Raw genomic sequence first — 26,405 nt, 5'->3', positions numbered from 1 at the left:
GCAAGGTCAGGTGTGCGAACACAGGGTGCTGGCGCGGTAGGCGGCGACGAAATCGTCGAAGCTGCCGGCGGGCGCCGCTTCCATGGCGCGCTGCTCGGCCAGCGAGCTGGCGGCCATCGCGTCGAAATACGCGCTTTGCTCGGGCGTGGGTGGCTGCGCGCGGAAAAACGCCGCATGGCGTTCGCTTTGCCGCAGGCCGAAGGCGGCAAACGAGCCGCCATTGGCACGCAGTTCAGCCAATACCTTGGCCGATGGCGTCGCGTCCGGGTCGGCCAGTTTGGCCGCCTGCGCCGCCAGGCTGTCCGCATGCGCCGTGCCGCCAATGCGCGCATCGAGCAGTGCCGCCACGGGGGCGATGCGCGCCAGCAATTCTTCGCCCCACGCTTGCAGGGTGATGTCTGCGCCGTCGCGGCGCAGGGTCAGGCCCGGCGTGCGGCCTTCCTTGACGGTGCGGGCAAAATTGTGCGTGTAGCAGGCGCTTTGCTCGGCAGAAATCGGCGCACTGTCGTCGAGCGCGCAGAACAGCAAAAACGCGTCGAGGAAGCGGCCCGTTTCCAGGCTGATGCCGACCGGTTCGAACGGGTCGACATCCATGCAGCGCACTTCGATGTATTGCACGCCGCGCAGGCACAGGGCCTGGATCGGGCGCTCGCCCGTGCGGATCACGCGCTTCGGGCGGATGGTCGAATAGTATTCATTTTCGATCTGCAGCACGTTGGTGGACAATTGAATCCACTCGCCATCCTTCTTTGTGCCCAGCGCCGCATACGGCGGATACGGGTCGTTGACGGCATGCGTGAGGGCGCTGACGTAGTCTTCCAGGCTGTTTTCGTGCGGGCGCAGGCCCGACTGGGCATCGTTCTGGTAACCGAGGTCGCTCATGCGCAGGCTGGTGGCGTAGGGCAGGAACAGGGTGTCGCCGGACAAGGTGTCGAGCTTGTGCGCGCGGCCGCGCAGGAAACCGCTGGACAGCGCCGGCGAGGCGCCGAACAGGTACATCAGCAGCCAGCTGTAGCGGCGGAAATTGCGGATCGTCGCCAAATAGCTTTCCGACTGCACGTCTTGCGGCGTGGCAGCCGCGTGTTGCGGGCTGGCGCTGGTGTCCGGGTTGCTGGCGAGCACTTGCCACAGCTGTTCGTCGAGCGAATAGTTGTAGTGGATGCCGGCGATGCATTGCATGGCCTTGCCGTAGCGCAAGGCCAGGCCGCGCCGGTAGACGTGCTTGAGCATGCCCATGTTCGAGCTGCCGTAGTTGGCGATCTCGATATCCTCCTCAGGCGGCAGCTGGCACGGCATCGACTGGCTCCACAGCAACTCGTCGCCGAGGCGGCTGTAGGCGTGGCGGTGCACGGTATCGAGCTTGTCGAGCGTGACGGCGATGTCGCTTTCAGCCGGTGTGATGAATTCGAGCAGCGCTTCGGCGTAGTCGGTGGTGATTTCAGGGTGCGTCAGCGCCGAGCCCAGGGCGGCGGGGTGGGGCGTGGAAGCCAGTTGGCCGGCATGGTCGACGCGCAGGGTTTCACGCTCGATGCCGCGCAAGCCGCCCAGCAGCGCGCGGTTGGCATCTTCGGTCAGCAATGCCAGGCGGCGAGTCAACAGGTTGGGCAATTTGAGCTTCCTTTCTTGTGCAGCATATAAATAATTTGTGCTGAGATTAACCGAATTTTGGCAAATGCGTCGGCGCCGGCCCAAAAAACGCCGCGTCGCCAGCGTCCGCCCCGGGCAAGAGGGGCGGCGCTTCGGTCAGGAATTCGCTTGATATTTTAACAAACTGCGGGGGATCTGGCGCGCCACTGGGTCAAGCTTTGCGCAGGTGGCAACGGTCAGCCCAGGCGGGCGCCGCTGACGCGCTCGATGCCGGCCAGGTCGCGCCAGCTTTGTACTTTGCTGTAGCCGGCGTCGGCCAGCAAGCCGCGCACGGATGCCGCCTGGTCATAGCCGTGCTCCATCAGCAGCCAGGCGCCCGACGCCAGGTGGCGCGCGGCGCCGGAGACGATGGTGCGCAGGGCCGACAGGCCGTCCGCGTGGTCGGTCAGCGCACCGACCGGCTCGAAGCGCAAATCGCCTTCGGCCAGGTGGCGGTCGCCGCTGGCGATGTAGGGGGGATTCGAGACGATCAGGTCGAATTTTTCCGTGCCCAGCGCTTCGAACCAGTCGCTGGTCATGAAGGTGATGTTGACGCCGTTGGCGCTGGCGTTGCGGCGCGCCACGGCCAGGGCCGTGCTGCTGACGTCCAGGGCCGTGACGACGGCGTCGGGCCGCGTGTACGCCAGCGCGACGGCGATGGCGCCGCTGCCCGTGCCCATGTCGAGCACCCGTCCGCCAGGCGGCAGGCGCTCGAGCGCCAGTTCCACCAGCACTTCCGTGTCGGGGCGGGGAATCAGCACGGCGTCGTTGACTGCGAACGGCAGGCCGAAGAATTCGCGTTGGCCGACGATGTAGGCGATCGGCTCGCCTTGCAGGCGGCGCGCCAGCAAGCCCGATAAACGTTCGGCTTCATCGGAAGTGAGCACACGCTCCGATTGCGTGATCAAGCTGACGCGCGACAGGCCCAGCGCGTGGCCCAGCAGGATGCGGTTGTCGAGCGGATCGAGCAGCGGACGGATTTGCAGGGCGCCGACAGTGCTGCCGGCGGGGATCAGTGTTTCTGGCATGGATAGTCTATTATTTCTTGCGGCGCAGCAGTGTCCACAGCAGGCCTACGGTAAAAATGGCGAACCAGGCGAACGCCCATTGTGGGATCGACAGGCCGAAAAATGGCTCGCCGGCGTTTTCGCAGGCGCCATACGATTCAAACATGAACGGCATGAGTTCGGCCGTGAAGACCTTGTTCAGCGCCGTTTCCACCGGGTCGATGCCGCACGAGAAGCCGGGATGGGCCAGCACGTACAAATGCTTGGCGCCCACGCCCAGGCCGCCCAGGGCCGCCAATACGCCGATGCCGGCGCCGATTTGCGGTCGGTTGGCGGCCGCGCCAGCCAGGCAGGCAATGCCGATGGCGAGGAACAGGTAGCGCTGGATCACGCACAGCGGGCACGGCGCCATGTTCATGGCATGCTGCAAATACATGGCCACGCCCAGCATCAGGAAACACAGGGCGGCGATCAACAGGAGGACGGTGCGTGAATTTTTCATGGGCGACACGGTGAGGTGGATGGAATCGAGCTGGTCATTTTCGCACAAGGCCGGATTTTTATTGCTTAGCCGCTACTTAAAGCTGTCGGCTTACGCGCTGCGCGCTAAGCCGACCTACAAATTGCGGCGTAGGTCGGCGTAGGTCGGCTTAGCGCAGCGTAAGCCGACACAACGGCGCCAGCGTTTAGTCGCCTAAAGCAGCCAGCAGTTCCGCCTGATGCTCCGCCGCCAGCGCATTCGTCAAATCCGTCAAATCGCCGTCCATGATGAAGTCCAGCTTATACAAGGTCAGATTGATGCGGTGGTCCGTCAGGCGGCCCTGCGGGAAGTTATACGTGCGGATGCGCTCGCTGCGGTCGCCCGAGCCGATCAGGCTCTTGCGCGTGGCCGCTTCCTTCGACTGCTGCTCGCGCAATTGCACGTCCTTGATGCGCGCGGCCAGCACTTTCATCGCTTGCGCCTTGTTCTTGTGCTGGCTGCGGTCATCCTGGCACTCCACCACGATGCCGGTGGGCAAGTGGGTGATGCGCACGGCCGAATCGGTCTTGTTGATGTGCTGTCCGCCCGCGCCCGAGGCGCGGTAGGTGTCGATGCGCAGGTCGGCCGGGTTGATGTTGACGTCTTCGACTTCATCGGCTTCCGGCATCACGGCCACCGTGCAGGCCGACGTATGGATGCGGCCCTGCGTTTCCGTGGCCGGCACGCGCTGCACGCGGTGGCCGCCCGACTCGAATTTCAGCTTCGAATACGCGCCATTGCCGACCACGCGCACGATCACTTCGCGGTAGCCGCCCAGGTCGGAGTCGGACGACGACACGAGTTCCACCTGCCAGCGGTTGCGTTCGGCAAAGCGCGAGTACATGCGTAATAAATCGCCGGCGAACAGGGCCGATTCATCGCCGCCCGTGCCGGCACGAATTTCCAGGAAGATATTGCGCTCGTCATTGACATCCTTCGGCAGCAGCATGGTTTGCAATTCGCGTTCCAGGCGCGCCATGGTGGCTTTCGCCGCCTCGATCTCTTCCTGCGCGAATTCCTTCATGTCCGGGTCGCCCAGCATCTCTTGCGCCGTGGCGATATCGTTGCCCGCTTCCTGGTAGGAATGGTACAGCGCCACCAGCGGGCCCAGTTCGGCGTGCTCGCGCGTCATCTTGCGGTAACTGTCCATGTTCGACGTGGCGTCCGGGTGCATCAGCAGTTCGTCGAGTTCGACCAGGCGGTTCGCCAGTTGATCGAGTTTGCCCAGCATGGATGGTTTCATAGCGATTCGCGGTAAAAGAGTGTAGGGATGGTGCGGGTCCGGCAAGCCCGGCAGGCGGGCAGGGGTGGCCGCGCGCGGGCGGCCAGCGGGGCTGCGCTAACGGCGGGGGCGGAACAGTTTCGGCAGCAGGGTGACCAGCTGCTTGCGCTCGTCGCCTTGCGCCTGGTGCAGCGCCTGCTGCGGGCCGTGCAGGAACTTGGCCGTCAAGCCTTTCGACAGCGCTTCCAGCACGGCGTCGATGTCGGCGCCCTTGGCCAGCATCTTGCGCGCCCGTTCGACTTCCATCAGGCGCAGCGCTTCGCTGTTTTCATGCAAATGCTGGATGACGGGCACCATGGCGCGGTCATCGACCCAGCTCATGAACGATTGCACGCGCGTCTCGATGATGGCCTCGGCTTGCGCCACGGCCGCCTGGCGGCTTTCCAGGCCCGTCTGCACGACCTTGCCCAGGTCGTCGACCGTGTACAGGAAGACGTCGTTCAGGCGGCCCACTTCCGCTTCGATGTCGCGCGGCACGGCCAGGTCGACCATGAACATGGGTTTGTGGCGGCGTGCCTTGATGGCGCGCTCGACCAGGCCCAGTCCCAGCAGCGGTAACGATGACGCCGTGCACGAGATGACGATGTCGAACTGGTGCAGCATTTCTGGCAAGTCCGCCAGGCGGATCGCCTTGCCGTTGAAGCGGTGCGCCAGTTCCTCGCCCCGTTCCATGGTGCGGTTGGCAATCGTGATGCTTTTCGGGTTTTGCGCGGCAAAGTGTGTGGCGCACAATTCGATCATTTCGCCGGCGCCGATGAACAGCACGTTCTGCTCGGCAATCTTGTCGAAGATGCGCTGCGACAGGCGCACGGCGGCGGCCGCCATGGACACGCTGTGGGCGCCGATTTCCGTGCTGCTGCGCACTTCCTTGGCGACCGAAAAGCTGCGCTGGAACAACTGGTGCAGATACGTGCCCAGGCCGCCCGCCTCGTCGGCCGTGCGGATGGCGTCCTTGATCTGCCCCAGGATCTGCGTTTCGCCCAGCACCATCGAATCGAGCCCGGAGGCGACGCGGAAGGTGTGGCGCACGGCATCGTGCTGCGGCAGCATATATAAGTGGGGGCGCAGCTCGCTGTAATTGAGCTGGTGATAATCGGCCAGGAAATGCGCACCCGCATCGAGCGGGTTCGGCACATGGCTGGCCGCATACAGCTCGGTACGGTTGCACGTCGAGAGAATGGCCGCTTCGTCGTTGTCGCGCAGGTCGATGCGCTGGAACCAGGTGCGCGCCGCCATCACCGCCGAACCCAGATGCTCAGGCGCAAACGCCAGCTGTTCGCGGAGCGACACTGGAGCGGTGGTATGGTTGAGGCCGACGGCGAGCAGTTGCATTTCAGGGCTGTTGGGAATTCTTATGCCGACATTATAACGCCTTGTGCCCGCTCTTTGAGCAGTTCGCCTGTTTTCACCCGGATGCGTGGGCGTCACCCGCCCAGTTTTTCCAGGCGATAACCATAACTGTAGACGGGCACGAGGCGGTAGCCGTGTTCCGGTTTCAGTTGCAGCTTGTTGCGCACGCGCGAGACGTGGGTATCCATGGTGCGCGAGGGCAGGGCCGTGTCGCGCTGCCACACGGCTTCGTGGATGTAGGCGCGCGACAGGGGACGGCCCATATTGCGGAAAAACAGCAGCGCCAGGGCGAATTCCTTGTGCGTCACGTCCAGCACTTCGCCATCCTTCAGCAGGCGGCCGGGGCGGGTTTCAAACGTGTAATGACCAAATTGCAAATACTCGGCGCCATTCTGCGCCGGGTAGGCCACGCGCAGCAGCGCCTGGGTGCGCAACGTCAGTTCGCTGCGCCGCAAGGGCTTGATCATGTAGTCGTCGGCGCCGGCCGTCATGCCGGCCACCACATCGTCTTCGCCCGAGCTGTTGGTCATAAACAACACGGGTGCCTTCGGCGCCAGTTTTTCCCGGGCACGGCGCAATACTTCGGCGCCATCCAGATCGCTCACATGCCAGTCGAGGATGAGCATGTCGCAACTGTCCTTGCGCAGTTGCCCCAGCATTTCCTTGCCACTCTGAAACTCGTGGCAAGCGTGGCCGGCGGCGGTGAGCACCTGGCAGATCAGTTCTGCCTGACTATGGTCGCTATCGAGTACGGCAATTCGCATAATGGGCTGGAGTGTGTAGCAACAAACAGACGGTCCGCTCTGCTTATCGTAATGTTAAGGAATGCTCAAGTGAAATATAACAGAGATTGCAACTGTGTCCAGTGAAATCGGCGGGCAGATCCTTTACGTTACACTTGTTCATCTACCCTCACCGCGGAGAAACGGCAATGACAGACAAGAGCAGTACCGATTGGACCCTGATACCGGCCAGTCGTGCCGAAATCGAGCAAGTGCGCGAGCGCTGCCGGCGCCTGGTGCAGCGGCGTGCCGTGATGTCGGCGGGCGCCTCGGCCATTCCCATTCCCGGCATCGACCTGATGTCCGATGTCGGCCTGTTTTCCATGCTGATCAACGATATCAACCACGAGTTCGGCCTGACGCCCGAGCAGATCGAGCGCCTCAACCCGCAGTTCAAGATGATGGCCTACCGCGCGGCGGTGGGCATGGGCGGCATGCTGGTAGGGAAGCTGGTGTCGCGCGAACTGATCCTCCAGCTGCTCAAGCGCAGTGGCGTCAAGATTGCCACCAAGCAGGTAGCGCGCTTCGTGCCGTTCGCCGGGCAGGTGGTGGCGGCGGCCATCGGCTACGCCGTGTTCCGCCAGATCGGCAACCAGCACGTGAATGCCTGCGCCGCGGTGGCGCAGGAATTGCTCACGGTGAGGCCGGATTAAAGACGTTAAGCGTCCGGCAGCACCACGTTGACGTCGAGTACCTCCAGGTTGCCCTGGCGGTCCAGCGAGATCTTGATGTCGTCGGCATTGACCTTGGTGTACTTGGAAATGACGGCGATCAATTCCTTGTGCAGGGCGGGCAGGAAGTCCGGACCACCGCGGCCGCTGCGTTCGCGGGCGATGATGATCTGCAGGCGTTCCTTGGCGGCGGTCGCCGTCTTCGGCTTGGGAGGGAACAGGAAAGAAAGCAAGGCCATATCACTTCGCCCCAAAAATGCGCTGGAGTAATCCAGGCTTTTCATAGTTGGTAAAGCGCAACTCGACCTCTTCGCCGAGGAAACGCGAGACCACGTCTTCATAGGCTTGCGCCACGTCCGTGCCCTTGAAATGGATGGCGGGATTACCCTGGTTCGAGGCGGCCAGCACTTGTTCCGATTCCGGAATGATGCCCACCAGCGGGATGCGCAGGATTTCCTGCACGTCCTGGTAAGACAGCATTTCATCCGATTCCACGCGTTTCGGCGAGTAACGGGTGATCAGCAAATGTTCCTTGACCGGTTCGCCGCCCGTCTGCGCGCGGCGCGACTTGGCTTGCAGGATGCCCAGGATGCGGTCCGAATCGCGCACCGACGACACTTCCGGGTTGGTGACGATGATGGCTTCGTCGGCAAACGTCAGCGCCATCAGCGCGCCATGCTCGATGCCGGCCGGCGAATCGCAGATGATGAACTCGAAACCCATGTTGATCAGGTCGTTCAACACGCGTTCCACGCCTTCTTCCGACAAGGCATCCTTGTCGCGCGTCTGCGAGGCGGGCAGGATGAACAGGTTGTCGCAGTGCTTGTCCTTGATCAGGGCCTGGTTCAGCGTGGCTTCCTTGTTGATCACATTGATCAGGTCGTAGACGACGCGGCGCTCGCAACCCATGATCAGGTCGAGGTTGCGCAGACCCACGTCAAAATCGAGCACGGCTGTCTTGTGGCCGCGCAGGGCCAGGCCAGTGGAAAAACTGGCGCTAGAGGTCGTCTTGCCGACACCGCCCTTGCCGGACGTCACAACAATAATTCTTGCCACAAATAATCCTTTTCAGATATCTCTTGAATTGTGCAGCTTAAGAGCGGTTCACGGGAGTGACCGGATTGACAGAGTGTATATCGATTCTGTCTCCAGCCAAACGAATTTGCGCGGGTCCGCGTGCCATTTCCGCCGGGAAACCATCCTCGAACGTGCGGTATACGCCGGCGATCGACACCAGTTCCGGCTCCATGGCCAGCGCGAAAATGCGCGCCTGGGCATTGCCCGAGGCGCCGGCCAGCGCGCGGCCATACAGCGAGGAATACACATGGATGCTGCCGTCGGCGATGATTTCGGCGCCATTGTTGACCACGGCGGTGATGATCAGGTCGCAGCCGCGCGCATAAATGCGCTGGCCCGCCCGCACGGGCGTGTCGATCACCATCACTTGCGCTTCGGCGCCCGCCTGGGCGGCCGCCGTGGGCGTATCCTTGGGCGGCGCATCGTCGCGCGTCTTGCCGCTATCGAGGCTCAAGCCTTGCGCCAGGATGGCGTCCTGCATCTCGGCCGGCGCATTGCGCACGGCCACGGCATTCAAACGGTATTTTTTCAGCAGGGCGACCAGGGGCGCCCAATCGACGGGCATGCCGCCAGGCGGCAAGTCGGCCACGTCCAGCACGGCCAGGTCATCTTCGAAAAAGTCCGCCACGCCTCCCGTCATGTCGCGCAAGGCGGCATCGAGTGCCTGCGTATCGGCGCTATGGACAATGGCGGAAACGGCGACGACGGTGGAAATCTTGATTTCGATAGGCTTCTGCGACGGGCTTTTGGACATAAACATTTATCAAAGTGAAACTGCGGCAGGCCAGATGTTCCGTACGGCAACAATGGGAGCAGTAAATTTCTTGCATTCTACTGCAAAAAAATCAGCGTCAGGGACCTGGAGTGTGCTATTCCGCAGGGCAACAGTGACTTCTTGTCAAAAAACAAGGGCGGCGCCCCGGAAAACCGCTGCGCCGCCCCAAGAGCAGCTGAGAATGCGCCCTGACGGCGCGGTCCCGGATCAAGCCGCGCGCATCTGGTGCGCCGCCTCCACCATATTACGCAACGCGGTTTCCGTTTCCGCCCAGCCGCGCGTCTTCAGGCCGCAGTCCGGGTTCACCCACAAGTTGGCTGGCGGAATGACGGCGCTGGCTTTTTGCAGCAAGCGCACCATGTCGACGGTCGAGGGGATGCGCGGCGAATGGATGTCGTACACGCCGGGGCCGATTTCGTTCTGATACTGGAACTGGCCCAAGCCCGTCAGCAACTCCATGTCCGAGCGGCTCGTCTCCAAGGTGATGACGTCGGCATCCATGGCGGCGATCTGCGGCAGGATGTCGTTGAACTGCGCATAGCACATGTGCGTGTGGATCTGCGTCGTGTCGCTGACCACGGACGCGGCGATGCGGAAGGCGCGCGTGGCCCAGTCCAGGTAGGCGTCCGACTGGCCGCGGCGCAGCGGCAAGCCTTCGCGGATGGCCGGCTCGTCGATCTGGATGATGCCGATGCCGGCCGTTTCCAGGTCTTGCACCTCGTCGCGGATGGCCAGGGCCAACTGCAGCGCCGTGCTGGCGCGCGGCTGGTCGTCGCGCACGAACGACCATTGCAAGAGCGTGACGGGGCCCGTCAGCATGCCCTTCATGGGTTTATGCGTCAGGCTTTGCGCGTGCACCGTCCATGCCACGGTCATGGCGGCCGGGCGCTGCACGTCGCCGTAGATGACGGGCGGTTTCACACAGCGCGAGCCGTACGATTGCACCCAGCCCAGGCGCGTGAAGGCGAACCCGTCGAGTTGCTCGCCAAAGTATTCGACCATGTCGTTGCGTTCCGCTTCGCCATGCACCAGCACGTCCAGGCCCAGCGCTTCCTGGCGCCCCACGGCGTGGGCAATTTCGGCGCGCATCTGGCTTTCATACTCGGCGCTGGCCAGTTCGCCCCGTTGATGGCTGGCGCGGGCGGCGCGGATGGCCGCCGTCTGCGGGAAGGAGCCGATGGTCGTCGTCGGGAAGTCGGGCAGCTGCAAACGCGCGCGCTGCACGGCCTGGCGCAGCGGGAAGCTGGAATCGCGGCGGTCGACGGTGGGCGTGAGCGCTTGCAGGCGCCGCGCCACCGATGCCCGGTGGACGCGGGGGCTGGCGCGTCGCCCGGCGATGGCCAGGCGGGAACGGGCCAATGCGGCCAGCGCGGCGGCGTCGGACTGGCCTTCCAGTGCCCCCTTGAGCAGGGACAGTTCCGCCAGCTTTTCCGTGGCAAACGCCAGCCAGCTCTTGATCTCGCCGTCGAGCGCCGTTTCCGCTTCCAGGCTGAACGGCACGTGCAGCAGCGAGCACGACGGCGCCAGCCACAGCTGGCCGTTGCGCCTGGCTGCCAGCGGCTGCAGCACGGCCAGGGCCGCGTCGAGGTCGGTGCGCCAGATGTTGCGCCCGTCGACGATGCCGATCGACAAGACTTTATGCGCGGGCAGCCAGTCCGTCACGCTGATCAATTCATGCGGCGCGCGGATGCCGTCCACGTGCAGGCCGGCCACGGGCAGGCGGCAGGTCAGGCTGAGGTTTTCTTCCAGCGGCGAGAAATATGTGGCCAGCAAGATATTCACGCCCACCTGGTTCAGCTGCCAGTACGTGCTCTCAACAGCGCTGCGCCAGGCGTGGGGCAAGTCCAGGCCCAAAATCGGTTCATCGAGCTGCACCCATGTCACGCCTTGCTGTTTCAGGCGGTCGAGCAGGGCGCCGTACACGGGCAGCAATTGTTCCAGCAGGGCCAGACGATGGAATCCCGACTCGCCCGGCGTCTTTTCCTTGCCCAGCCAGAGGAAGGTGAGGGGGCCGATCAGGGCCGCCTTGACCTGGTGGCCCAGCGTCTGCGCCTCGGCCACTTCCGCCAGCAGGCGCTCGCCAGCCAGCGAAAATTGGGTCTGCGGCGACAATTCGGGCACCAGGTAGTGGTAATTGGTGTCAAACCACTTGGTCATTTCCAGCGCGGCAGTGCCTGCGGCGTTGCTATGGTGCGCGTGGCCGCAGTGCGCGTGTTGCGCCTGCGTTGCTGCACCGCGCGCCATGGTGAAATAGCGCGCCAGCGGTGATTGCTCCTGCGTAAAGTTGAAACGCGCCGGTTCGCAGCCCAGCAGCTGGATATGGCTGGCCACCTGGTCGTAAAAGGCGAAGTCGCCCACTGTGACGTAATCGAGCCCGGCGTCGCGCTGCTGCGCCCAGTGGCGTGCGCGCAGTTGCTGGCCCGTCGCTTCCAGGGCGGCCTCGGACACTTCGCCACGCCAATGGCTTTCCAGTGCCAGTTTCAGTTCACGCGCGGCGCCGATACGGGGAAAGCCAAGGATGTGGGTACGAATGGGCATGATGTCATCGAGATTTAATGTGAATGCGCTAGAGTGTGCGGCAACTTGGTCTATAATCAAAACGAAACATTTTGCCGAATAACATGAAAATAATTCACGTACATCCCCCCATTTCCCGATGCTAGAAATCCGCCACCTGCGCACCCTGAGTGCCTTGCGTTCGTCCGGCAGCCTGGTGCGCGCCGCGCAGCTGCTCAATTTGACCCAGTCGGCGCTGTCGCACCAGATCCGCTTGCTGGAAGAGCGCTACAAGGCGCCCTTGTTCGAGCGCAAGTCGATGCCGATCGCGTTTACGGCCACGGGCAGCCGGCTGCTGGAGCTGGCCGACAAGCTGCTGCCCGAGATCGAGCTGGCCGAGCGCGACGTGGCGCGCCTGTCGCAGGGCGACAAGGGGCAGTTGCGCGTGGCGCTCGAATGCCATACCTGTTTCGACTGGCTGATGCCGGTGATGGATGCGTTCCGCCAGCGCTGGCCGGAAGTGGAGATCGACCTGGTCTCGGGCTTTCACAGCGAACCAGCGGACTTGCTGCGCTCGGGCGAGGCCGATCTCGTGATCGGTTCGCCATATGGCCCCGATTTCACCGTATTTCCCCTGTTCCGCTTTGAAATGCTGGTGGTGATGGCGCAGAAGCACCGGCTGCAGGCGCAGCGCCGGCTCGTGGCGGCCGACTTTACGGGCGAGACCCTGATCACCTATCCGGTGCCGGAAGAGCGCATCGATCTGATCCGCGAAGTGCTGCGGCCTGCCGGCATCGAGTTTGAACGCCGCACGGCGGAACTGACGGTGGCCGTGCTGCAACTGGTGGCGAGCCGGCGCGGCATCGCCGCCTTGCCGAACTGGGCCATCAAGAATTACGTCGATTACGATTATGTGGTGGCGCGTCCGGTGGGCGAGCACGGCCTGTGGAGCGACTTGTACGTGTCCGTGCCGGACCAGTTGCAGGACAAGGCGTATGTGCGCGATTTCGTCAGCGTGATACGCGAGCAGTGCGCGGCCTCGCTCGATGGTATCAAGTTGTTGTCCTGATCAACGTTGAGTTGGAAACAAACCAACAGCAAAGCTTGATAAATATCAAGGTTCAGCAATGAACCACCGCTTACAGTTGAGCACTGTGCGGCGCAACATGGCGCTGCCTACTCTTTGGGGAGGAACACGATGTTTTCATTTTCCGAGCAATGGGCACTGGCCGGCAAGGCCGTGGTGGAAGCACAATTGATCAGCGCGCAAGCGTATGCCCAGGCCGCCGTCGAGAGCGGCGCCAGCGTGCTGGACTTGCAGCTCGACGCGGCCCGCGCGGCGCTGGCGGCCGCTACGGTGGCGGGCAATCAGCTGCTGTCCGCGAAGGATACGCAAGCGCTGCTGGAACTGTCGCGCACGCAGTCGCAACTGGCCATCGAACGCATCGGTGCATATGGCCGTCAGGCAAAGGATGTTGCTCAGGAAACCCAGGAGAAATTCGACACTGTGACAAAGGGTGAGTTTGCTGCATCGCGTCAAAAATTTGGCGAACTGGTGCAGGTGGTAAAGCAAACGCCCGTGCCCCTGATTATTCCCTTCAATAATTTTCTAAAAACCACTTTCGGCGGCGCCGATGAAGGGTATGATAAAAATAAAAACACGCGTTCCGCTCGTCAAACATAGACGCGTTGCGGCCCGGCAGCGACTATCCGCCGCGCCAGGCCGCCCGCCGCCACCGCAAGGCAGGCTGCCATCGCCGCCGCCTGCGGTGTGGCGCTGGAACTGCGGCGTATGCCGCGCTAGAATGAAACACAGCTTGCTGTGTCTTCCCGGATTCATTGGATTGTATTAATACCTTGACCTTGGCCCTCGTGGCCTGCATATCGGAGAAATAAATGGATGATGTCGTAATCGTGGCCGCCGGCCGTACCGCAGTCGGCAAATTCGGTGGCAGTCTGGCCAAGATTCCTGCGTCCGAACTGGGCGCGCATGTAATCAAGGGCTTGCTGGCACAAACCGGCATCGACCCGAACCTGATCGGCGAAGCGATCCTGGGCCAGGTGCTGACGGCTGCCGTCGGCCAGAACGCCGCGCGCCAGGCTGTCATCAAGGCTGGCCTGCCCAGCTCCATCCCGGCATTCACCATCAACAAGGTATGCGGCAGCGGCCTGAAGGCCACGCACCTGGCGGCGCAAGCGATCAAATGCGGCGACGCCAACATCATCATCGCCGGTGGCCAGGAAAACATGAGCGCCTCGCCGCACGCGATGAACGGTTCGCGCGACGGTTTCCGCATGGGCGACTTCAAGATGGTCGACACCATGATCGTCGACGGCCTGTGGGACGTGTACAACCAGTACCACATGGGCATCACGGCGGAAAATGTCGCCAAGAAATACGAAGTGACGCGCGCCGAGCAGGATGAATTCGCGCTGCAGTCGCAACTGAAGGCGGAAGCGGCGCAAAAAGCGGGCAAGTTCAAGGATGAAATCCTGCCGCTGGAAATCGCCAACAAAAAAGGCACCGTGGTCTTCGACAGCGACGAATACATCAAGCCCGGTTCGACCCTGGAATCGCTGACCGGGCTGCGCCCCGCGTTCGCCAAGGATGGCACCGTCACGGCCGGCAATGCATCGGGCCTGAACGATGGCGCCGCCGCCGTCATCATGATGTCGGCCTCGCAAGCGAAAGAACTGGGCTTGAAGCCGCTGGCACGCATCAAGGCCTACGCCTCGTCGGGCCTGGACCCGGCCGTCATGGGCATGGGCCCTGTCTCCGCTTCGCGTCTGTGCCTGAAAAAAGCCGGCTGGACGCATGAAGAGCTGGACTTGATGGAAATCAACGAAGCGTTTGCCGCGCAAGCGATTGCCGTCAACAAGGAAATGGGCTGGGATACCAGCAAGATCAACGTGAATGGCGGCGCGATTGCCATCGGCCACCCGATCGGCGCCTCCGGCGCGCGCATCCTGGTCACCCTGATCCACGAAATGATCCGCCGCGACGCCAAGAAAGGCCTGGCCGCCTTGTGCATCGGCGGTGGCATGGGTGTCGCTCTAGCGATCGAACGCGACTAAGTAGCTGGCACCGCCCCCAAGCTACTGCGCGGCGCGCTTTGCGGCCTGCGATGCTCACCGTGCTAAAGCACGGTTGCGCTTCTTAGCCACAAATCATCGCCGCTCGCTACGCTTGGGTACGGTGCGGTTTGCCGCTGTGATGCAACGGTTGTGGACTGTCTTACCTAATTAATTAACTTTTTAGCAACAGAACGACACTGAGGGGATGAAAAATGGCAAGAGTTGCATTGGTAACTGGTGGCATGGGTGGTCTGGGCGAAGCAGTCTGTTTCAAGCTGGCGGCGCTCGGCTATCGCGTGGTCACGACCTATTCTCCAGGCAATCAGAAGGTCGCGGACTGGCTGGCGACGACCAAGGACATGGGCTATGACTTCAAGGCGTATCCGTGCGACGTGGCCGACTACGATTCGGCCGCCGCCTGCGTGGCTGCCGTGGAAAAGGACATCGGTCCTGTCGACGTGCTGGTGAATAACGCCGGCATCACGCGCGACATGACGTTCAAGAAGATGGACAAGCCGAACTGGGATGCCGTGATGGGCACCAACCTCGACTCTGTTTTCAACATGACCAAGCCCGTTTGTGACGGCATGGTGGAACGCGGCTGGGGCCGCATCATCAATATCTCGTCCGTGAATGGCCAGAAGGGCGCTTTCGGCCAGACCAACTATTCGGCCGCGAAAGCCGGCATGCACGGTTTCACCAAGTCGCTGGCGCTGGAAGTGGCGCGCAAGAACGTCACCGTCAACACCATTTCGCCAGGCTACATCGGCACCAAGATGGTCATGGCGATTCCGCAGGAAGTGCTCGACAGCAAAATCATCCCGCAAATTCCGATGGCGCGCCTGGGCAAGCCGGAAGAAGTGGCCGGCCTGGTGGCCTACCTGGCCTCCGATGAAGCAGCGTTCGTCACCGGCGCCAACATCTCGATCAACGGCGGCCAGCACATGTCGTAATCGTTGTTGAGGTAAAACAGAGAGACAGCTGCGGCTGTCTTTTTTTATGCTTGCCAGCAAAACTTGGGGATCGCCGGATTTGCCTTAGAATCAGCATTTCTTCACTGCATCATTCTCCATGCCCCTTGTTCCTGCCTTGCGCCGCGCCAGCGTGGCCGTCATTCTTTTCCTGGGCGCCAGCGCGGTCCAGGCCAGCGTCGCGTTCCACGTCACGGTGACGACCGAGCGCGTCAACCAGCCCGGCGTGAACACCAGCCTGCCCGCGCGCGATACGCAGGACAGCGATGTGGTGCTGGGTCCGCATTACCTCAGCGTGCGCGATGGCAAGAGCTTGTCCGTGCTCGATTTTGCCACGCGCCGCCGCCACGTCATCGATACGGCGGCGTCCACCTACGACACGTATTCGCTGTTCGACGTGGCGGGTTTTCGCCGTTTCGAGATAGAACACCGCAAGGGCATGGCCGGCGCGCTCCAGGCTGGCGGCTTGCAAGCCCACGTTACGCCGCTCGTGTACGAGGAGCAAGCGCTGTCCGTGCCGGCGGCCAGGCGGCGCAATGCCCTGCAGCCCCAGGTGCTCGACGGTGCCGTGCTGTGGTCGCTCGACGGGCAGCCCCTGTCGCGCCTGGATATTGCCGGCAGCCCCGCCAGCGGCGACGATGCGACGGCGTTTGCCCAGTACTTGCGCTACACCTGGGGCGGCCACCCGCTGGTGCTGAAGATGCTGGCCGACGGCAAGCGCATTCCCGCCGACTTCACTTTGCACTACCAGGAAGTGGGCGGCAAGGTCACGCGCCATTTCCGCATCAGCGCCATGACGGCGGGCGCACCGGCCACCTATACCTTGTCCGCGTACCGGCCCCGCCCGCTGGCGGCCGATGCGCCGGCGCTCGAACGTGTGCTGGCGCAGGCGGCGCTGCTGCCGCCGCCGGGACCCCAAGTCCATCCTGCGTTGCGCGCCGAAGCGGAAAAGCTCTTTGCCGCAGACAAGCCCTTCGAGGCTTTTTTGAGCATGCTGGAAGACCATTTTTCCACGGGCGCGCTGGTCGACAAACTCTCGCCGCAGCAGCAACTGGCCATGCAGGCGTGCCAGCCCATTCATGACTTGACGCGCGCACTGCTGGCCAAGGACAAGGAAGGCATTCAGGCCGCGCTGGCCACCGTGCAGGGCTTGCGCCAGCAGCATGGCCTGGGGCAGCCGGTACTGGCTTTGTTCGAGGGAAATATGCGCGCCAAGCTGGGGCAATGGCCGGCAGCGACCGCGCTGTATCTGCAAGTACTGCAGGAAAAACCGCAGATGGCGGCCGTGTACCAGGACCTGGGCGACGCCTTGCTGGCGCAATTCGATGCGCCGAACGCCTGGCGCAGCTGGGATGCGGGCCGGGCCATGGCGCCCACGCTGCGGCAATTTCGCAAGGTCAACGATTTGGAACGCAGCCTGTTGCACGACTACCCCGCCTTCTTTAGCGGCGGGGTGATGCTTGCGCCTGACGTTCAGCCCAGCACCAGCCGCCCGGCCAGCAAGACGAAGACGGTGGGCAGCACGAACTTGCCGTAAGGCGAAGGTTTACCACGCAGGCGGCGCGCCAGGCGTGCGGCCAGCACGGCGTACAGGGCATCGAACAGCAAGCCCACCAGCACCAGGACGGCGCCCAGGCGCAGGTATTGCATGCCGACCTGCTCGCCGCCGACGACGAATTGCGGCAGGAACATGCTGCAAAACAGCAGTGCCTTCGGATTGAGCAGATTCGTCAGGAAGCCGCGCACCAGGCTGGCGCGGGCGCCGTGCGCCGTGGCGGGGGCGGCTTCTTCCTGTGCCGTTTTTGTCGACAGGGCAGACTGCAGCAGGCGCAGCGCCAGGTACAGCAGGTAGGCGGCGCCCGCCCATTTGACCCACTGCAAGGCTTGCGGATGCGTCACCATCAACGCCGCCAGGCCCGCGCCCGACAGCGCCACGTGCACGGCGCGCGCGCCAGCGATACCCAGCGCCGTCACCAGCGCCGTGGCCACGCCGCGCGCGGCGCCCGTCGCCAGCACCAGCGCCATGTCGGGGCCTGGCAATAAAAAGGCGCCGGTCAGTGCCAGCAGGTACATCAGGAAGGTAGAATCGGACATGGCGCAGCTCGGTCACAGGCAAAAAGTAAGGGCGGGAGCAACGGCAGCTTGCCGCATGCTCGCCGGGCCCCATTATGTTCTTGTCGCGATGAAATGTGCTTGCTTTTCCTGCCCTGCATGCCCTAGTATTCGGGTAGATTCCACTCCTATAAAAACAAAAATTAGATGAAAATTTCAGAAGTTAGCCTCGACGCCACCGATTTGCAGATACTCAGGCTGTTGCAGGATGAAGGAAGGCTGTCCAACGCGCGCCTGGCCGAGCGCTTGAAGCTCAGTGAAACCCCCGTCTGGCGCCGCTTGCGCCGCCTGGAAGAGGAAGGCTTTATTACCGGCTACCAGGCTTTGCTCAACCGCAAGAAACTGGGCATCGGCCTGGTCGCGTTTGTACGGGTGGTGTTTGCCAACCATGGCGGCGAGCAGCCGTCGCAGTTCGAGCAAGCGATCGCGACGATTCCCGAAATATTGTCGTGCCACAATGTGGCGGGCGAAGCCGATTATTTCCTGCAAGTGGTGGCGCGCGACCTGGAAGCGTATGGCGAATTCGTCTCGACGGTGCTGCGCCGCCTGCCCGGCGTGGCGGAAATCCAGTCCAGCCTGTCGATGCGCGAAATCAAGTCGTCGAACCGCCTGCCCTTGCCGCTGGCCTGAGGCGCCGGGGGCGCACTATAATTGGAACAGTTGCCAGGAATCGTGCCTGGTGCCCTGACCGCCATTCCGAGGACCGCCATGCCCGATTCTTTATCCCCCCTGTTTCCTGCCCTGTCGCCGAACCGGCACGGCATGCTGGCGGTCGATGACATCCACACCATTTACTGGGAAGAGTGCGGCAACCCCGACGGTATTCCCGTGCTGTTCCTGCATGGCGGCCCGGGCGCGGGCCTGTCGCCGCAGCACCGTCGCTTCTTCGATCCGCAGCGCTACCGCGTGATCCTGTTCGACCAGCGCGGCGCGGGCAAGTCCACGCCGCTGGGTGAATGGCGCAACAACACGACGCAGTTGCTGATCGACGATATCGAAGTGCTGCGCGCCCAGTTCGGCATCGCCCAGTGGCTGGTGTTTGGCGGCTCCTGGGGCTCGACCCTGGCGCTGGCGTATGGCCAGGCGCATCCGGAAGCCTGCCTCGGTTTCGTGCTGCGCGGCATCTTTTTGTGCACGCAGGCGGAAATCGACTGGTTCATCGAAGGCGTACGCTGGTTCTATCCGGAACTGTACGAAGAATTCGCCGCGCCGATTCCGTCGGAGGAGCGGGGCGACCTGCTGGCCGCCTATGTAAAGCGCATCCTCAGCAGCGACCCCGCCGTGTACTGGCCTGCCGCGCGCGCCTGGAGCCGCTTCGAGGGCCGCCGCGTGTACCTGATGCCGCAGCCGGAAGATGCGCCGAACGATGCGCTGGACCTGGGCGTGGGCAGGCTTGAATCGCATTACATGGCCAATCTCGGTTTCTTCGAGGAAGACCAGCTGATCCGCAACATGGGGCGCATCGCGCACTTGCCGGCCGTCATCGTGCAGGGACGCTACGACGCCATCTGCCCGCCCCTGTCGGCCTACCGCCTGCAGCAGGCCTGGCCCGGCGCGCAGCTGGAGATGATCCCCGACGCGGGCCATGGCGCACTCGAGCACGGCATCGCTTCGGCGCTGGTGCGCGCCACCGAGCGCTTCGTGCCGGGGCGCGGCTTCGCATGACATTACAACACGCCGGTTGGCAAAGCGGCCAGCCGGTGTGCGTCACCTGCTACACTACGGCCTGTGCTGGCGCCAGGGTCGGGTGCCGGTGTGAACCCACGACTTCTTATCCATGAACATACAGATCGGCGACATCGGCCATATCATCCAGCTGGCGATTGCGCCGGTTTTCCTGCTGACCGGCATCGGCACCATGCTGGTTGTGCTGACCAACCGCCTGGGCCGCATCATCGACCGCACGCGCGTGCTGGAAGACCGGCTCGACATCGGTTACAACGATTTCTATATGGATGAGCTAGATACCTTGTATCAGCGTACCCATCTGATCAATTACTCGATTTCGCTCAGCACGGCGTGCGGTTTCTTCGTCTGCGTCATCATCGCCATGCTGTTTTTGGGCGATATTCTGAACCTGACCCTGGACAAATACATCGCGGCCTTCTTTGTACTGGCCGTGATTTGCCTGATCGGCTGTTTTATTTATTTACTGCGCGAAATTTACCTGGCCGCCAGAGCCCAGCGCATCCGGCGCCATATCCGCCCGCCACGGTAAGCGGCGCGCCGGTTTACCCTACTATTGAAGAACGAGTCCAGCATGCACGATTACAAACGTCCCCCCACCCTGCACCGCTACGGCCAGCGCAGCGAACTCGAGCTGGCGCTGAGCCTGGGCCAGTTCCGTCTGATGCCAGCGGGCAATTGCCTGACCCTCAGCTTTTCGCAAGTGTGGGACAAGCAACTGTTCGACCTGTTTGCTCCGGCCGACGCCTGTCTGATCATCCACAATACGGAAGAATTCGGCGAACGCCTGCACCGCGCCGTGCAGCGCACCTTGCCCAGCTGGGCCGGCATCGATGGCGTCGTCGAGTATGGCCAGCGTGCCGCCCTGGGCGCCGCCTTCACCAAGACGCGCGCCGAAGCGCCCGAGCAGGAATGGCTGTTCGCCTGGCGCTCGATGCAGCCGCAAGCGAGCCTGAACCCCGTCACCGTAAAACTGGGCAGCCTGGAAAACTTCGCGGAAATCCGCGACCGCGACACGTATCTGGCTTGATCTAACCTGCTTTTTCTGCGTACTGGCTGTCGATACGCGCCAGCACCGCCGCCATCATGCGCTCGATATCGCCGCGTATCATGGTCGTGCCCAGCATGCCGGGTACATAGAAGCCCGGCATCAGCCGGCTGGAAAAGACGATGCGCGTACCGCCCGTTTCGGGGATGGGGTACAAATTCCAGCGCGATTCGTAATGCCGCATGTCGCCGGAGATCAGGGCGATGTCGATGGAGGTCAACGGCGTCTCCGTGGCCCGCACCACCAGGTGGATGGCGTGGTTCATGAACAGGAAGCGCGCCATGCCCTGCTGTTCGATGATGACTTCATTGCCGTTGCGCGACAGCACGCGGCAGGAGCTGAGGTCGGGCACGAATTCGCTCATGCGCTCGTAGGTGGTCAGGGTTTTCCACACGGACGCCGGCCGCGCCTGCACGCTGCCGCTGGCATCGACTTCATACATGCGCTGCCCGTCGACCTCGATGCGCTTGACCTCGACCTTCAGCTTGTCCAGGCGTATCGCCTGTGCCAGCGCGGTCGCGGGGACGGCGCACAGCATCAGCAGGCAGAGGAAGAGTCGCTTCATGTCACCTAGCCTACGGGAAACTAGCGCCCGGCACAAGCTGTACCCATCGCCGGCGGGCGCGCCCGGCGATTTAGAACTCCCGGTCTAGAGAAATACACTGCGGTGGCCAGCAATGCTTGTTACCGTACGGCCTGCATACCACCATCTATCGGACCGACCATGACTGCCTATCCCCACCTGCTGGCCCCGCTCGACCTGGGTTTTACCTCTTTGCGCAACCGCGTCATCATGGGGTCCATGCACACGGGCCTGGAAGACCGCTTCTATCATTATGGCAAGCTGGCCGCGTTTTACCGCGAACGGGCGCGCGGTGGCGTGGGGCTGATCGTCACGGGCGGCATCTCGCCGAACCGCCAGGGCTGGCTGCTGCCGTTCGGCGGCACCTTGAATTTCCTCGGCGACGTGCCCAACCACCGCAAGGTGACGCGCGCCGTGCACGAGGAGGGCGGCAAGATCGTCATGCAGATCCTGCATGCGGGCCGCTATGGTTATCAACCGTTCGTCGTCTCGGCGTCGGCGAAAAAATCGCCGATCTCGCCGTTCCGCCCCCGTCCCTTGAGCGAGCGGGGCATCGAGCGCACCATCTGCGACTACGTGCGCTGCGCGCGCCTGGCGCAAAAGGCCGGCTACGACGGCATCGAAGTGATGGGCAGCGAAGGATATTTATTGAACCAGTTCCTGTGCGCGCGCACGAATCTGCGCCAGGATCGCTGGGGCGGCACGATCGAGAACCGCATGCGCCTGCCCGTGGAGATCGTGCGCCGCATCCGCGCCGCCGTCAGTCCCAACTTCATCATCATGTACCGCCATTCCCTGCTCGACCTGGTCGAGGGCGGCAATACCTGGGACGACGTGGTGACGGTGGCCAAGGCGCTGGAGCAGGCCGGCGTGACCATTCTGAATACCGGCTTCGGCTGGCATGAAGCGCGGGTGCCCACCATCGTCACGTCCGTGCCGCGCGCCGCCTTCGCTTCCGTGGCGGGCCGCTTGCGCCGCGAAGTGAGCATTCCCGTGGTGGCGTCGAACCGCATCAACATGCCGCACGAAGCGAACGCCATCCTGGAACGGGGCGACTGCGACCTGGTGTCGATGGCGCGCCCTTTCCTGGCCGACCCTGACTTTGTCGCCAAGGCCGCTTCCGGCCGCGCCGACGAAATCAACACCTGCATCGGCTGCAACCAGGCGTGTCTCGACCACACCTTTGCCAACAAGCGCGCCAGCTGTCTGGTCAACCCGCGCGCCTGCCATGAAACGGAACTGGTCTATGCGAAAAAGGCCGTGCCACGCCGGGTGGCCGTCGTCGGCGCCGGGCCGGCCGGCCTGTCGGCCGCCTGCGTGGCCGCCGAATGCGGGCACGCGGTGACCCTGTTCGACAGCAGCGACAGCGTGGGCGGCCAGTTCAAGGTGGCGATGCAGATACCGGGCAAGGAAGAATTCACGGAAACCATCCGCTATTTTGCCCGCCGGCTGGCGCTGCTGGAAGTCACGCTGCGCCTGGGCCAGCGCGTCACGCGCGAGCAATTGCTGGCCGGCGGCTATGACGACGTCATCGTCGCCACGGGCATCAAGGTGCGCCTGCCGGCCATTCCCGGCATCGAGCATCCGAAGGTGCTGTCGTATCTGGATGTGCTGCAAGCCAAGAAACCTGTCGGCGCGCGCGTCGCCATCATCGGCGCGGGCGGCATCGGCTTCGACGTGGGCGAGTATTTGCTGCACGACCCGGCGCACCCGCTGCCGCAATCCGTGGCGACGTGGGCGGGCGAGTGGGGCGTGGACTTGAATGCGGCAAGCGGCGGCGGCCTGGTGGCCCCCGTGGCGCCGCATCCCGTGCGGCAGATTTTCCTGTTGCAGCGCAAGACCTCGAAAGTGGGCGCGGGCCTGGGCAAGACCTCGGGCTGGGTGCACCGCGCGGCGCTGGCGCGCAATGGCGTGGCCATGCTGGCCGGCGTGAGCTACGACAAGATCGACGGGCAAGGCTTGCACATCACCGTGGGCGGCGAACAGCGCCTGCTTGCGGTGGACAATATCGTCATCTGCGCGGGCCAGGACAGCTTGACGGAACTGATGCCGCCCGTCGGCAAGGATGGCAAGCCCTTACAGGCAGGCGGCCCGCGTTTCCATAAAATCGGCGGCGCCGCGCTGGCGGCGGAACTCGACGCCAAGCGGGCGATACGGGAAGGGGCGGAGCTGGCCGCGAGTTTGTAACCCTGAAAAAAACTGGGGTCGGACCCTAAGGGTCCGACCCCGGCATTTGCATGGGTCAGAGGTTCGGCATCAAAGAACCTTAATGGCCATGCCCCTTCTTCGCCGTCTCAAAACTCTGCAGCACGTGCTCGGCCATGCCATTGGCCAGTTCGTGCTCGCCGATAAACACCTTGCCCGCGTTTTCCGTGCGCAGCAATTCCGCCTCTTCCTCGCTGTGCGTGCGCACCACCGTCAGGATGTGCGGGTTCAGCGCGCGCGCCGTCTCGATCATGGCGCGCACATGGAAGGTGTCCGGCGTGGCGATGACGAGCATGGTGGCGTGCGTGATGTGCGCCTGGATCAATACCGCCGGTTCGCCCGCATTGCCGGCCACGGCCGGAATGCCCTGCTTGCGCAGCTGATCGACGATTTCGCGGTTTTCCTCGGCCACGACAAAGTGGATGCCCCGCTCCATCAGGGCGGCGGCGATGCGCCGGCCCACGCGGCCGTAGCCGACCAGCACGACTTGGCCCGACAGCTTTTCCTGCGGCACCGTCATCGGCAGTTCGGCCAGCGGGTCGGTGGTGCGTTCGAACTTGCGCGCGAAATCGCTGTTGCCGATCACGCGCAGCAGCGGCTTGGCCATGCTGAACACGAGCGGGTTGAGAGCGATGGACAGGATGGCGCCGGCCAGGATCAGGCTTTGGCCTTCCTGCGGCATCAGGCCCAGCGACAGGCCCAGGGCGGCCAGGATGAACGAGAATTCGCCGATCTGCGCCAGGCTGGCCGAGACGATGATGGCCGTTTTCGGCGGATAGCGCAGGGCCATCACCAGCAAAAAGGCGGCAATCGACTTGCCGAAGATAATGATGGCGCACACGGCCAGCACCTGCAGCGGCTTGTCGATGAGGATATTCGGCTCGAACAGCATGCCGACGGACACGAAGAACAGCACGGCAAATGCGTCGCGCAGGGGCAAGGACTCTTCCGCGGCGCGGTGACTGAGTTCGGACTCGCGCAGCACCATGCCGGCGAAGAAGGCGCCCAGCGCGAACGACACGCCGAACAGTTTGGTGGAAGCGTAGGCGATGCCGACGGCGGCGGCGATCACGCACAGGGTAAACAGTTCGCGCGAACCGGTGCGCGCCACTTGCCACAGTATCCATGGGAACAGCTTGCGGCCCACCACCAGCATGAAGACGATGAAACCGGCTACTTGCCCCAGGGTCACGGCCAGGGTTTGCCACAGGCTGGTGGCCTCGGCACCCGGTGCGACCTTGCCACCCAGCATACCGGCGAACGCCGGCAGCAGCACCAGCACCAATACCGTGACGAGGTCTTCCACCACCAGCCATCCGACGGCGATGCGGCCATTGAGCGAGTCGAGGATGCCCCGTTCTTCCAGCGCGCGCAGCAGCACCACGGTACTGGCCACGGACAGGGCCAAGCCAAACACCAGTCCGCCACCGAGGGTCCAGCCCCACCAGTGGGCCAGGCCCATGCCCATCGCCGTGGCGACGCCGATCTGCAAGATGGCGCCGGGCAGCGCAATTTTGCGCACGTCCCACAAATCGTCGATGGAAAAGTGCAGGCCGACCCCGAACATCATCAACATCACCCCGATCTCCGCCAATTGCCCGGCTATTTCCGCATTCGCCACAAAACCGGGCGTGGCCGGTCCGATGATGATGCCGGCGGCCAGATAGCCGACCAGGGCCGGCAGTTTCAGGCGCGCGGCGATGAAGCCGAAGATGAGGCCGAACCCGAGGGCGGCGGCGATGGTGGTGATCAGACTGATGTCATGGGGCATGCGTGGTGGGTTCCTTATGGCGACGTGCGGATGGAAAAAGAGGCTGTTCAGCGATTGAGTATAAACGCAACAAAGCTGCGGCTGGAATTTTCCTGCCGCTTTTTTCACAAAAAATTTGCGCTATATCTTCGTCCAGGTGGCACCGAACACATGCCATCGACTGCGATCTGCGCCTAATTGAGGCAATCAGGCGCATCCCGCCCCAAACGCTTACACCTTGCGCACGACCACGCAGCCGATGGAATAGCCGGCGCCGAACGAGCAGATGACGCCCATGGCGCCCGCCGCCATGTCATCCTGATATGTATGGAAGGCGATGATGGAACCGGCCGACGAGGTGTTGGCGTAGGTGTCGAGGATCACGGGCGCTTCGTTGGCCTCGGCATCACGGCCCAGGATCAGGCGCGCGATCAGCAGGTTCATGTTCAGGTTGGCCTGGTGCAGCCAGTAGCGGCTCACTTGCGCCACTTCCACGCCGGCCTTGGCCAGGGTCGCCTTGATCATTTCGGCGGCCATCGGGCACACTTCCTTGAAGACCTTGCGGCCTTGCTGGCGGAACAGCTTGTCGGTCTTGCCCACGCCGGATTCGTCAAAACGGTTGAGGAAGCCGAAATTGTTGCGGATGGCGTTAGAGAAGCGCGTTTTGAGTTCCGTGCCGATGATCTCGAACTGGTGCTTGGACACGGCCGTGTCTTTCGCTTCGACGATGATGGCGGTGCAGGCGTCGCCGAAAATGAAATGGCTGTCGCGGTCGCGCCAGTTCAGGTGGCCGCTGGTGATTTCGGGATTCAAGACCAGCACGGCGCGCGCCTGGCCGCTTTGCACGGCGGCCACGGCTTGCTGGATGCCGAAGGTGGCGGACGAACACGCCACGTTCATGTCAAAACCATAACCGTCGATGCCCAGCGCATCCTGCACTTCCACCGCCATGGCGGGATAGGCGCGCTGCATATTGCTGCAGGCCACCAGCACCATGTCGATGTCGGCCGGCGTGCGGCCGGCGCGCGCCAGGGCGTCACGCGCGGCGGCGACGGCCATTTCCGCCTGCAAGGACAGTTCGTCATCGCCCCGTTCCGGGATGCGCGAGACCATGCGCGCCGGATCGAGGATGCCTTCTTTCTCCATCACGAAGCGCGACTTGATGCCGGACGCCTTTTCGATGAAGGCCACGCTCGACAGCTCCAGCGCCGTCACCGTGCCCGCGGCAATCGCGTCGGCGTTGTCGGCATTGAACTTTTCCGCGTAGGCATTGAAGCAGATGACCAGCTCTTCGTTGGAGATCGAAAATGGCGGCGTGTACAGTCCGGTACCGCTGATGACGACTTGTTTCATGGTTAAACTTTCAAATTTGGCAATCGGCGCGGCGCC

25 protein-coding genes are annotated in these 26,405 nt (G+C 63.2%); 11 read left to right on the top strand and 14 right to left on the bottom strand.

The genetic code is table 11. The features are described 5' to 3' along the window. Positions 1-6: 6 nt before the first annotated feature. From gshA to K0F86_RS08835, 6 genes are all read right to left on the bottom strand, one after another. Positions 7-1,608, bottom strand: coding sequence for a glutamate--cysteine ligase (gene gshA, locus K0F86_RS08860; protein WP_219134053.1), 1,602 nt, complete (start codon positions 1,606-1,608; stop codon positions 7-9). Positions 1,609-1,823: 215 nt separating this feature from the next. Continuing rightward, positions 1,824-2,654 (bottom strand): peptide chain release factor N(5)-glutamine methyltransferase, encoded by an 831-nt coding sequence (gene prmC, locus K0F86_RS08855; RefSeq protein ID WP_219134052.1) that lies wholly within the window; start codon positions 2,652-2,654, stop codon positions 1,824-1,826. A 10-nt stretch (positions 2,655-2,664) separates the two neighbouring features. Then, complete coding sequence (locus tag K0F86_RS08850) at positions 2,665-3,135, bottom strand: disulfide bond formation protein B (RefSeq protein WP_219134232.1); 471 nt, start codon at positions 3,133-3,135, stop codon at positions 2,665-2,667. 184 nt (positions 3,136-3,319) lie between these two features. Beyond that, positions 3,320-4,396 carry a peptide chain release factor 1 gene (gene prfA, locus K0F86_RS08845; protein ID WP_071079939.1) on the bottom strand — a complete coding sequence of 359 codons (1,077 nt, stop codon included), beginning with the start codon at positions 4,394-4,396 and terminating at the stop codon, positions 3,320-3,322. 96 nt (positions 4,397-4,492) lie between these two features. Further along, positions 4,493-5,767, bottom strand: coding sequence for a glutamyl-tRNA reductase (gene hemA / locus K0F86_RS08840; protein WP_219134051.1), 1,275 nt, complete (start codon positions 5,765-5,767; stop codon positions 4,493-4,495). 92 nt (positions 5,768-5,859) lie between these two features. After that, positions 5,860-6,549 carry a response regulator transcription factor gene (locus tag K0F86_RS08835; RefSeq protein WP_071079937.1) on the bottom strand — a complete coding sequence of 230 codons (690 nt, stop codon included), beginning with the start codon at positions 6,547-6,549 and terminating at the stop codon, positions 5,860-5,862. 167 nt (positions 6,550-6,716) lie between these two features. Here K0F86_RS08835 and K0F86_RS08830 point away from each other — a divergent pair, with 167 nt between their 5' ends. Then, a complete protein-coding gene (locus tag K0F86_RS08830) occupies positions 6,717-7,220 on the top strand; it encodes a hypothetical protein (protein WP_219134050.1) in 504 nt (167 codons plus the stop codon). Between the two features lie 5 nt (positions 7,221-7,225). Here the strand turns inward: K0F86_RS08830 and minE are convergent, their stop codons facing one another. The 4 genes from minE to metE form a co-directional block, all read right to left on the bottom strand. Beyond that, positions 7,226-7,477, bottom strand: coding sequence for a cell division topological specificity factor MinE (gene minE, locus K0F86_RS08825; protein ID WP_071079935.1), 252 nt, complete (start codon positions 7,475-7,477; stop codon positions 7,226-7,228). Position 7,478: 1 nt separating this feature from the next. After that, on the bottom strand, positions 7,479-8,294 hold the full coding sequence (gene minD / locus K0F86_RS08820; protein WP_071079934.1) for a septum site-determining protein MinD: 816 nt from the start codon (positions 8,292-8,294) through the stop codon (positions 7,479-7,481). Positions 8,295-8,331: 37 nt separating this feature from the next. Beyond that, positions 8,332-9,069, bottom strand: a complete 738-nt coding sequence (gene minC, locus K0F86_RS08815) for a septum site-determining protein MinC (RefSeq protein ID WP_219134049.1) — start codon at positions 9,067-9,069, stop codon at positions 8,332-8,334. A gap of 228 nt (positions 9,070-9,297) precedes the next feature. Further along, positions 9,298-11,628 carry a 5-methyltetrahydropteroyltriglutamate--homocysteine S-methyltransferase gene (gene metE / locus K0F86_RS08810; RefSeq protein ID WP_219134048.1) on the bottom strand — a complete coding sequence of 777 codons (2,331 nt, stop codon included), beginning with the start codon at positions 11,626-11,628 and terminating at the stop codon, positions 9,298-9,300. Between the two features lie 118 nt (positions 11,629-11,746). Here metE and K0F86_RS08805 point away from each other — a divergent pair, with 118 nt between their 5' ends. The 5 genes from K0F86_RS08805 to K0F86_RS08785 all read left to right on the top strand — a co-directional run bounded on the left by K0F86_RS08805 (position 11,747) and on the right by K0F86_RS08785 (position 17,169). Then, entirely contained in the window at positions 11,747-12,655 is a 909-nt protein-coding gene (locus K0F86_RS08805) for a LysR family transcriptional regulator (protein ID WP_219134047.1), read from the top strand. A 129-nt stretch (positions 12,656-12,784) separates the two neighbouring features. After that, a complete protein-coding gene (locus tag K0F86_RS08800) occupies positions 12,785-13,270 on the top strand; it encodes a phasin family protein (RefSeq protein ID WP_219134046.1) in 486 nt (161 codons plus the stop codon). A gap of 212 nt (positions 13,271-13,482) precedes the next feature. Next, entirely contained in the window at positions 13,483-14,661 is a 1,179-nt protein-coding gene (locus K0F86_RS08795; RefSeq protein WP_099761085.1) for an acetyl-CoA C-acetyltransferase, read from the top strand. Between the two features lie 212 nt (positions 14,662-14,873). After that, positions 14,874-15,614, top strand: coding sequence for an acetoacetyl-CoA reductase (phbB, locus tag K0F86_RS08790; protein WP_096233088.1), 741 nt, complete (start codon positions 14,874-14,876; stop codon positions 15,612-15,614). Between the two features lie 118 nt (positions 15,615-15,732). Further along, entirely contained in the window at positions 15,733-17,169 is a 1,437-nt protein-coding gene (locus tag K0F86_RS08785; RefSeq protein WP_219134045.1) for a tetratricopeptide repeat protein, read from the top strand. Here K0F86_RS08785 and K0F86_RS08780 read toward each other — a convergent pair. Further along, the gene (locus tag K0F86_RS08780) at positions 17,106-17,726 is read right to left on the bottom strand and encodes a LysE family translocator (protein WP_257572058.1); all 621 of its coding nucleotides are present in this window, start codon (positions 17,724-17,726) and stop codon (positions 17,106-17,108) included. The two genes, K0F86_RS08785 and K0F86_RS08780, sit on opposite strands and share 64 nt — an antisense overlap. A gap of 165 nt (positions 17,727-17,891) precedes the next feature. Here K0F86_RS08780 and K0F86_RS08775 point away from each other — a divergent pair, with 165 nt between their 5' ends. The 4 genes from K0F86_RS08775 to K0F86_RS08760 all read left to right on the top strand — a co-directional run bounded on the left by K0F86_RS08775 (position 17,892) and on the right by K0F86_RS08760 (position 20,460). Beyond that, positions 17,892-18,374 (top strand): Lrp/AsnC family transcriptional regulator, encoded by a 483-nt coding sequence (locus K0F86_RS08775; RefSeq protein WP_010393611.1) that lies wholly within the window; start codon positions 17,892-17,894, stop codon positions 18,372-18,374. Positions 18,375-18,452: 78 nt separating this feature from the next. Further along, positions 18,453-19,409 carry a prolyl aminopeptidase gene (gene pip / locus K0F86_RS08770; RefSeq protein WP_219134044.1) on the top strand — a complete coding sequence of 319 codons (957 nt, stop codon included), beginning with the start codon at positions 18,453-18,455 and terminating at the stop codon, positions 19,407-19,409. 112 nt (positions 19,410-19,521) lie between these two features. Continuing rightward, on the top strand, positions 19,522-19,962 hold the full coding sequence (locus K0F86_RS08765) for a DUF2721 domain-containing protein (RefSeq protein ID WP_101483434.1): 441 nt from the start codon (positions 19,522-19,524) through the stop codon (positions 19,960-19,962). 42 nt (positions 19,963-20,004) lie between these two features. Next, complete coding sequence (locus K0F86_RS08760; RefSeq protein WP_219134043.1) at positions 20,005-20,460, top strand: hypothetical protein; 456 nt, start codon at positions 20,005-20,007, stop codon at positions 20,458-20,460. Position 20,461: 1 nt separating this feature from the next. On the opposite strand, the gene K0F86_RS08755 is transcribed toward K0F86_RS08760, so the two are convergent. Beyond that, a complete protein-coding gene (locus K0F86_RS08755) occupies positions 20,462-21,043 on the bottom strand; it encodes an SRPBCC family protein (RefSeq protein WP_257572057.1) in 582 nt (193 codons plus the stop codon). A gap of 159 nt (positions 21,044-21,202) precedes the next feature. Here K0F86_RS08755 and K0F86_RS08750 point away from each other — a divergent pair, with 159 nt between their 5' ends. Beyond that, a complete protein-coding gene (locus K0F86_RS08750) occupies positions 21,203-23,248 on the top strand; it encodes an NADPH-dependent 2,4-dienoyl-CoA reductase (RefSeq protein WP_219134042.1) in 2,046 nt (681 codons plus the stop codon). 79 nt (positions 23,249-23,327) lie between these two features. On the opposite strand, the gene ybaL is transcribed toward K0F86_RS08750, so the two are convergent. Both ybaL and K0F86_RS08740 read right to left on the bottom strand, forming a co-directional pair. Further along, complete coding sequence (ybaL, locus tag K0F86_RS08745) at positions 23,328-25,037, bottom strand: YbaL family putative K(+) efflux transporter (protein ID WP_219134041.1); 1,710 nt, start codon at positions 25,035-25,037, stop codon at positions 23,328-23,330. Positions 25,038-25,247: 210 nt separating this feature from the next. Continuing rightward, positions 25,248-26,369, bottom strand: coding sequence for a beta-ketoacyl-ACP synthase III (locus K0F86_RS08740; protein ID WP_219134040.1), 1,122 nt, complete (start codon positions 26,367-26,369; stop codon positions 25,248-25,250). Positions 26,370-26,405: the final 36 nt, after the last annotated feature.

Origin of the sequence: Janthinobacterium sp. UMAB-60 (genome assembly GCF_900095235.1) — a bacterium.
GTDB lineage: Bacteria > Pseudomonadota > Gammaproteobacteria > Burkholderiales > Burkholderiaceae_D > Janthinobacterium.
Note: the sequence above shows the minus strand (reverse complement) of the source record. Positions and strands in the feature narration are given on the sequence as shown.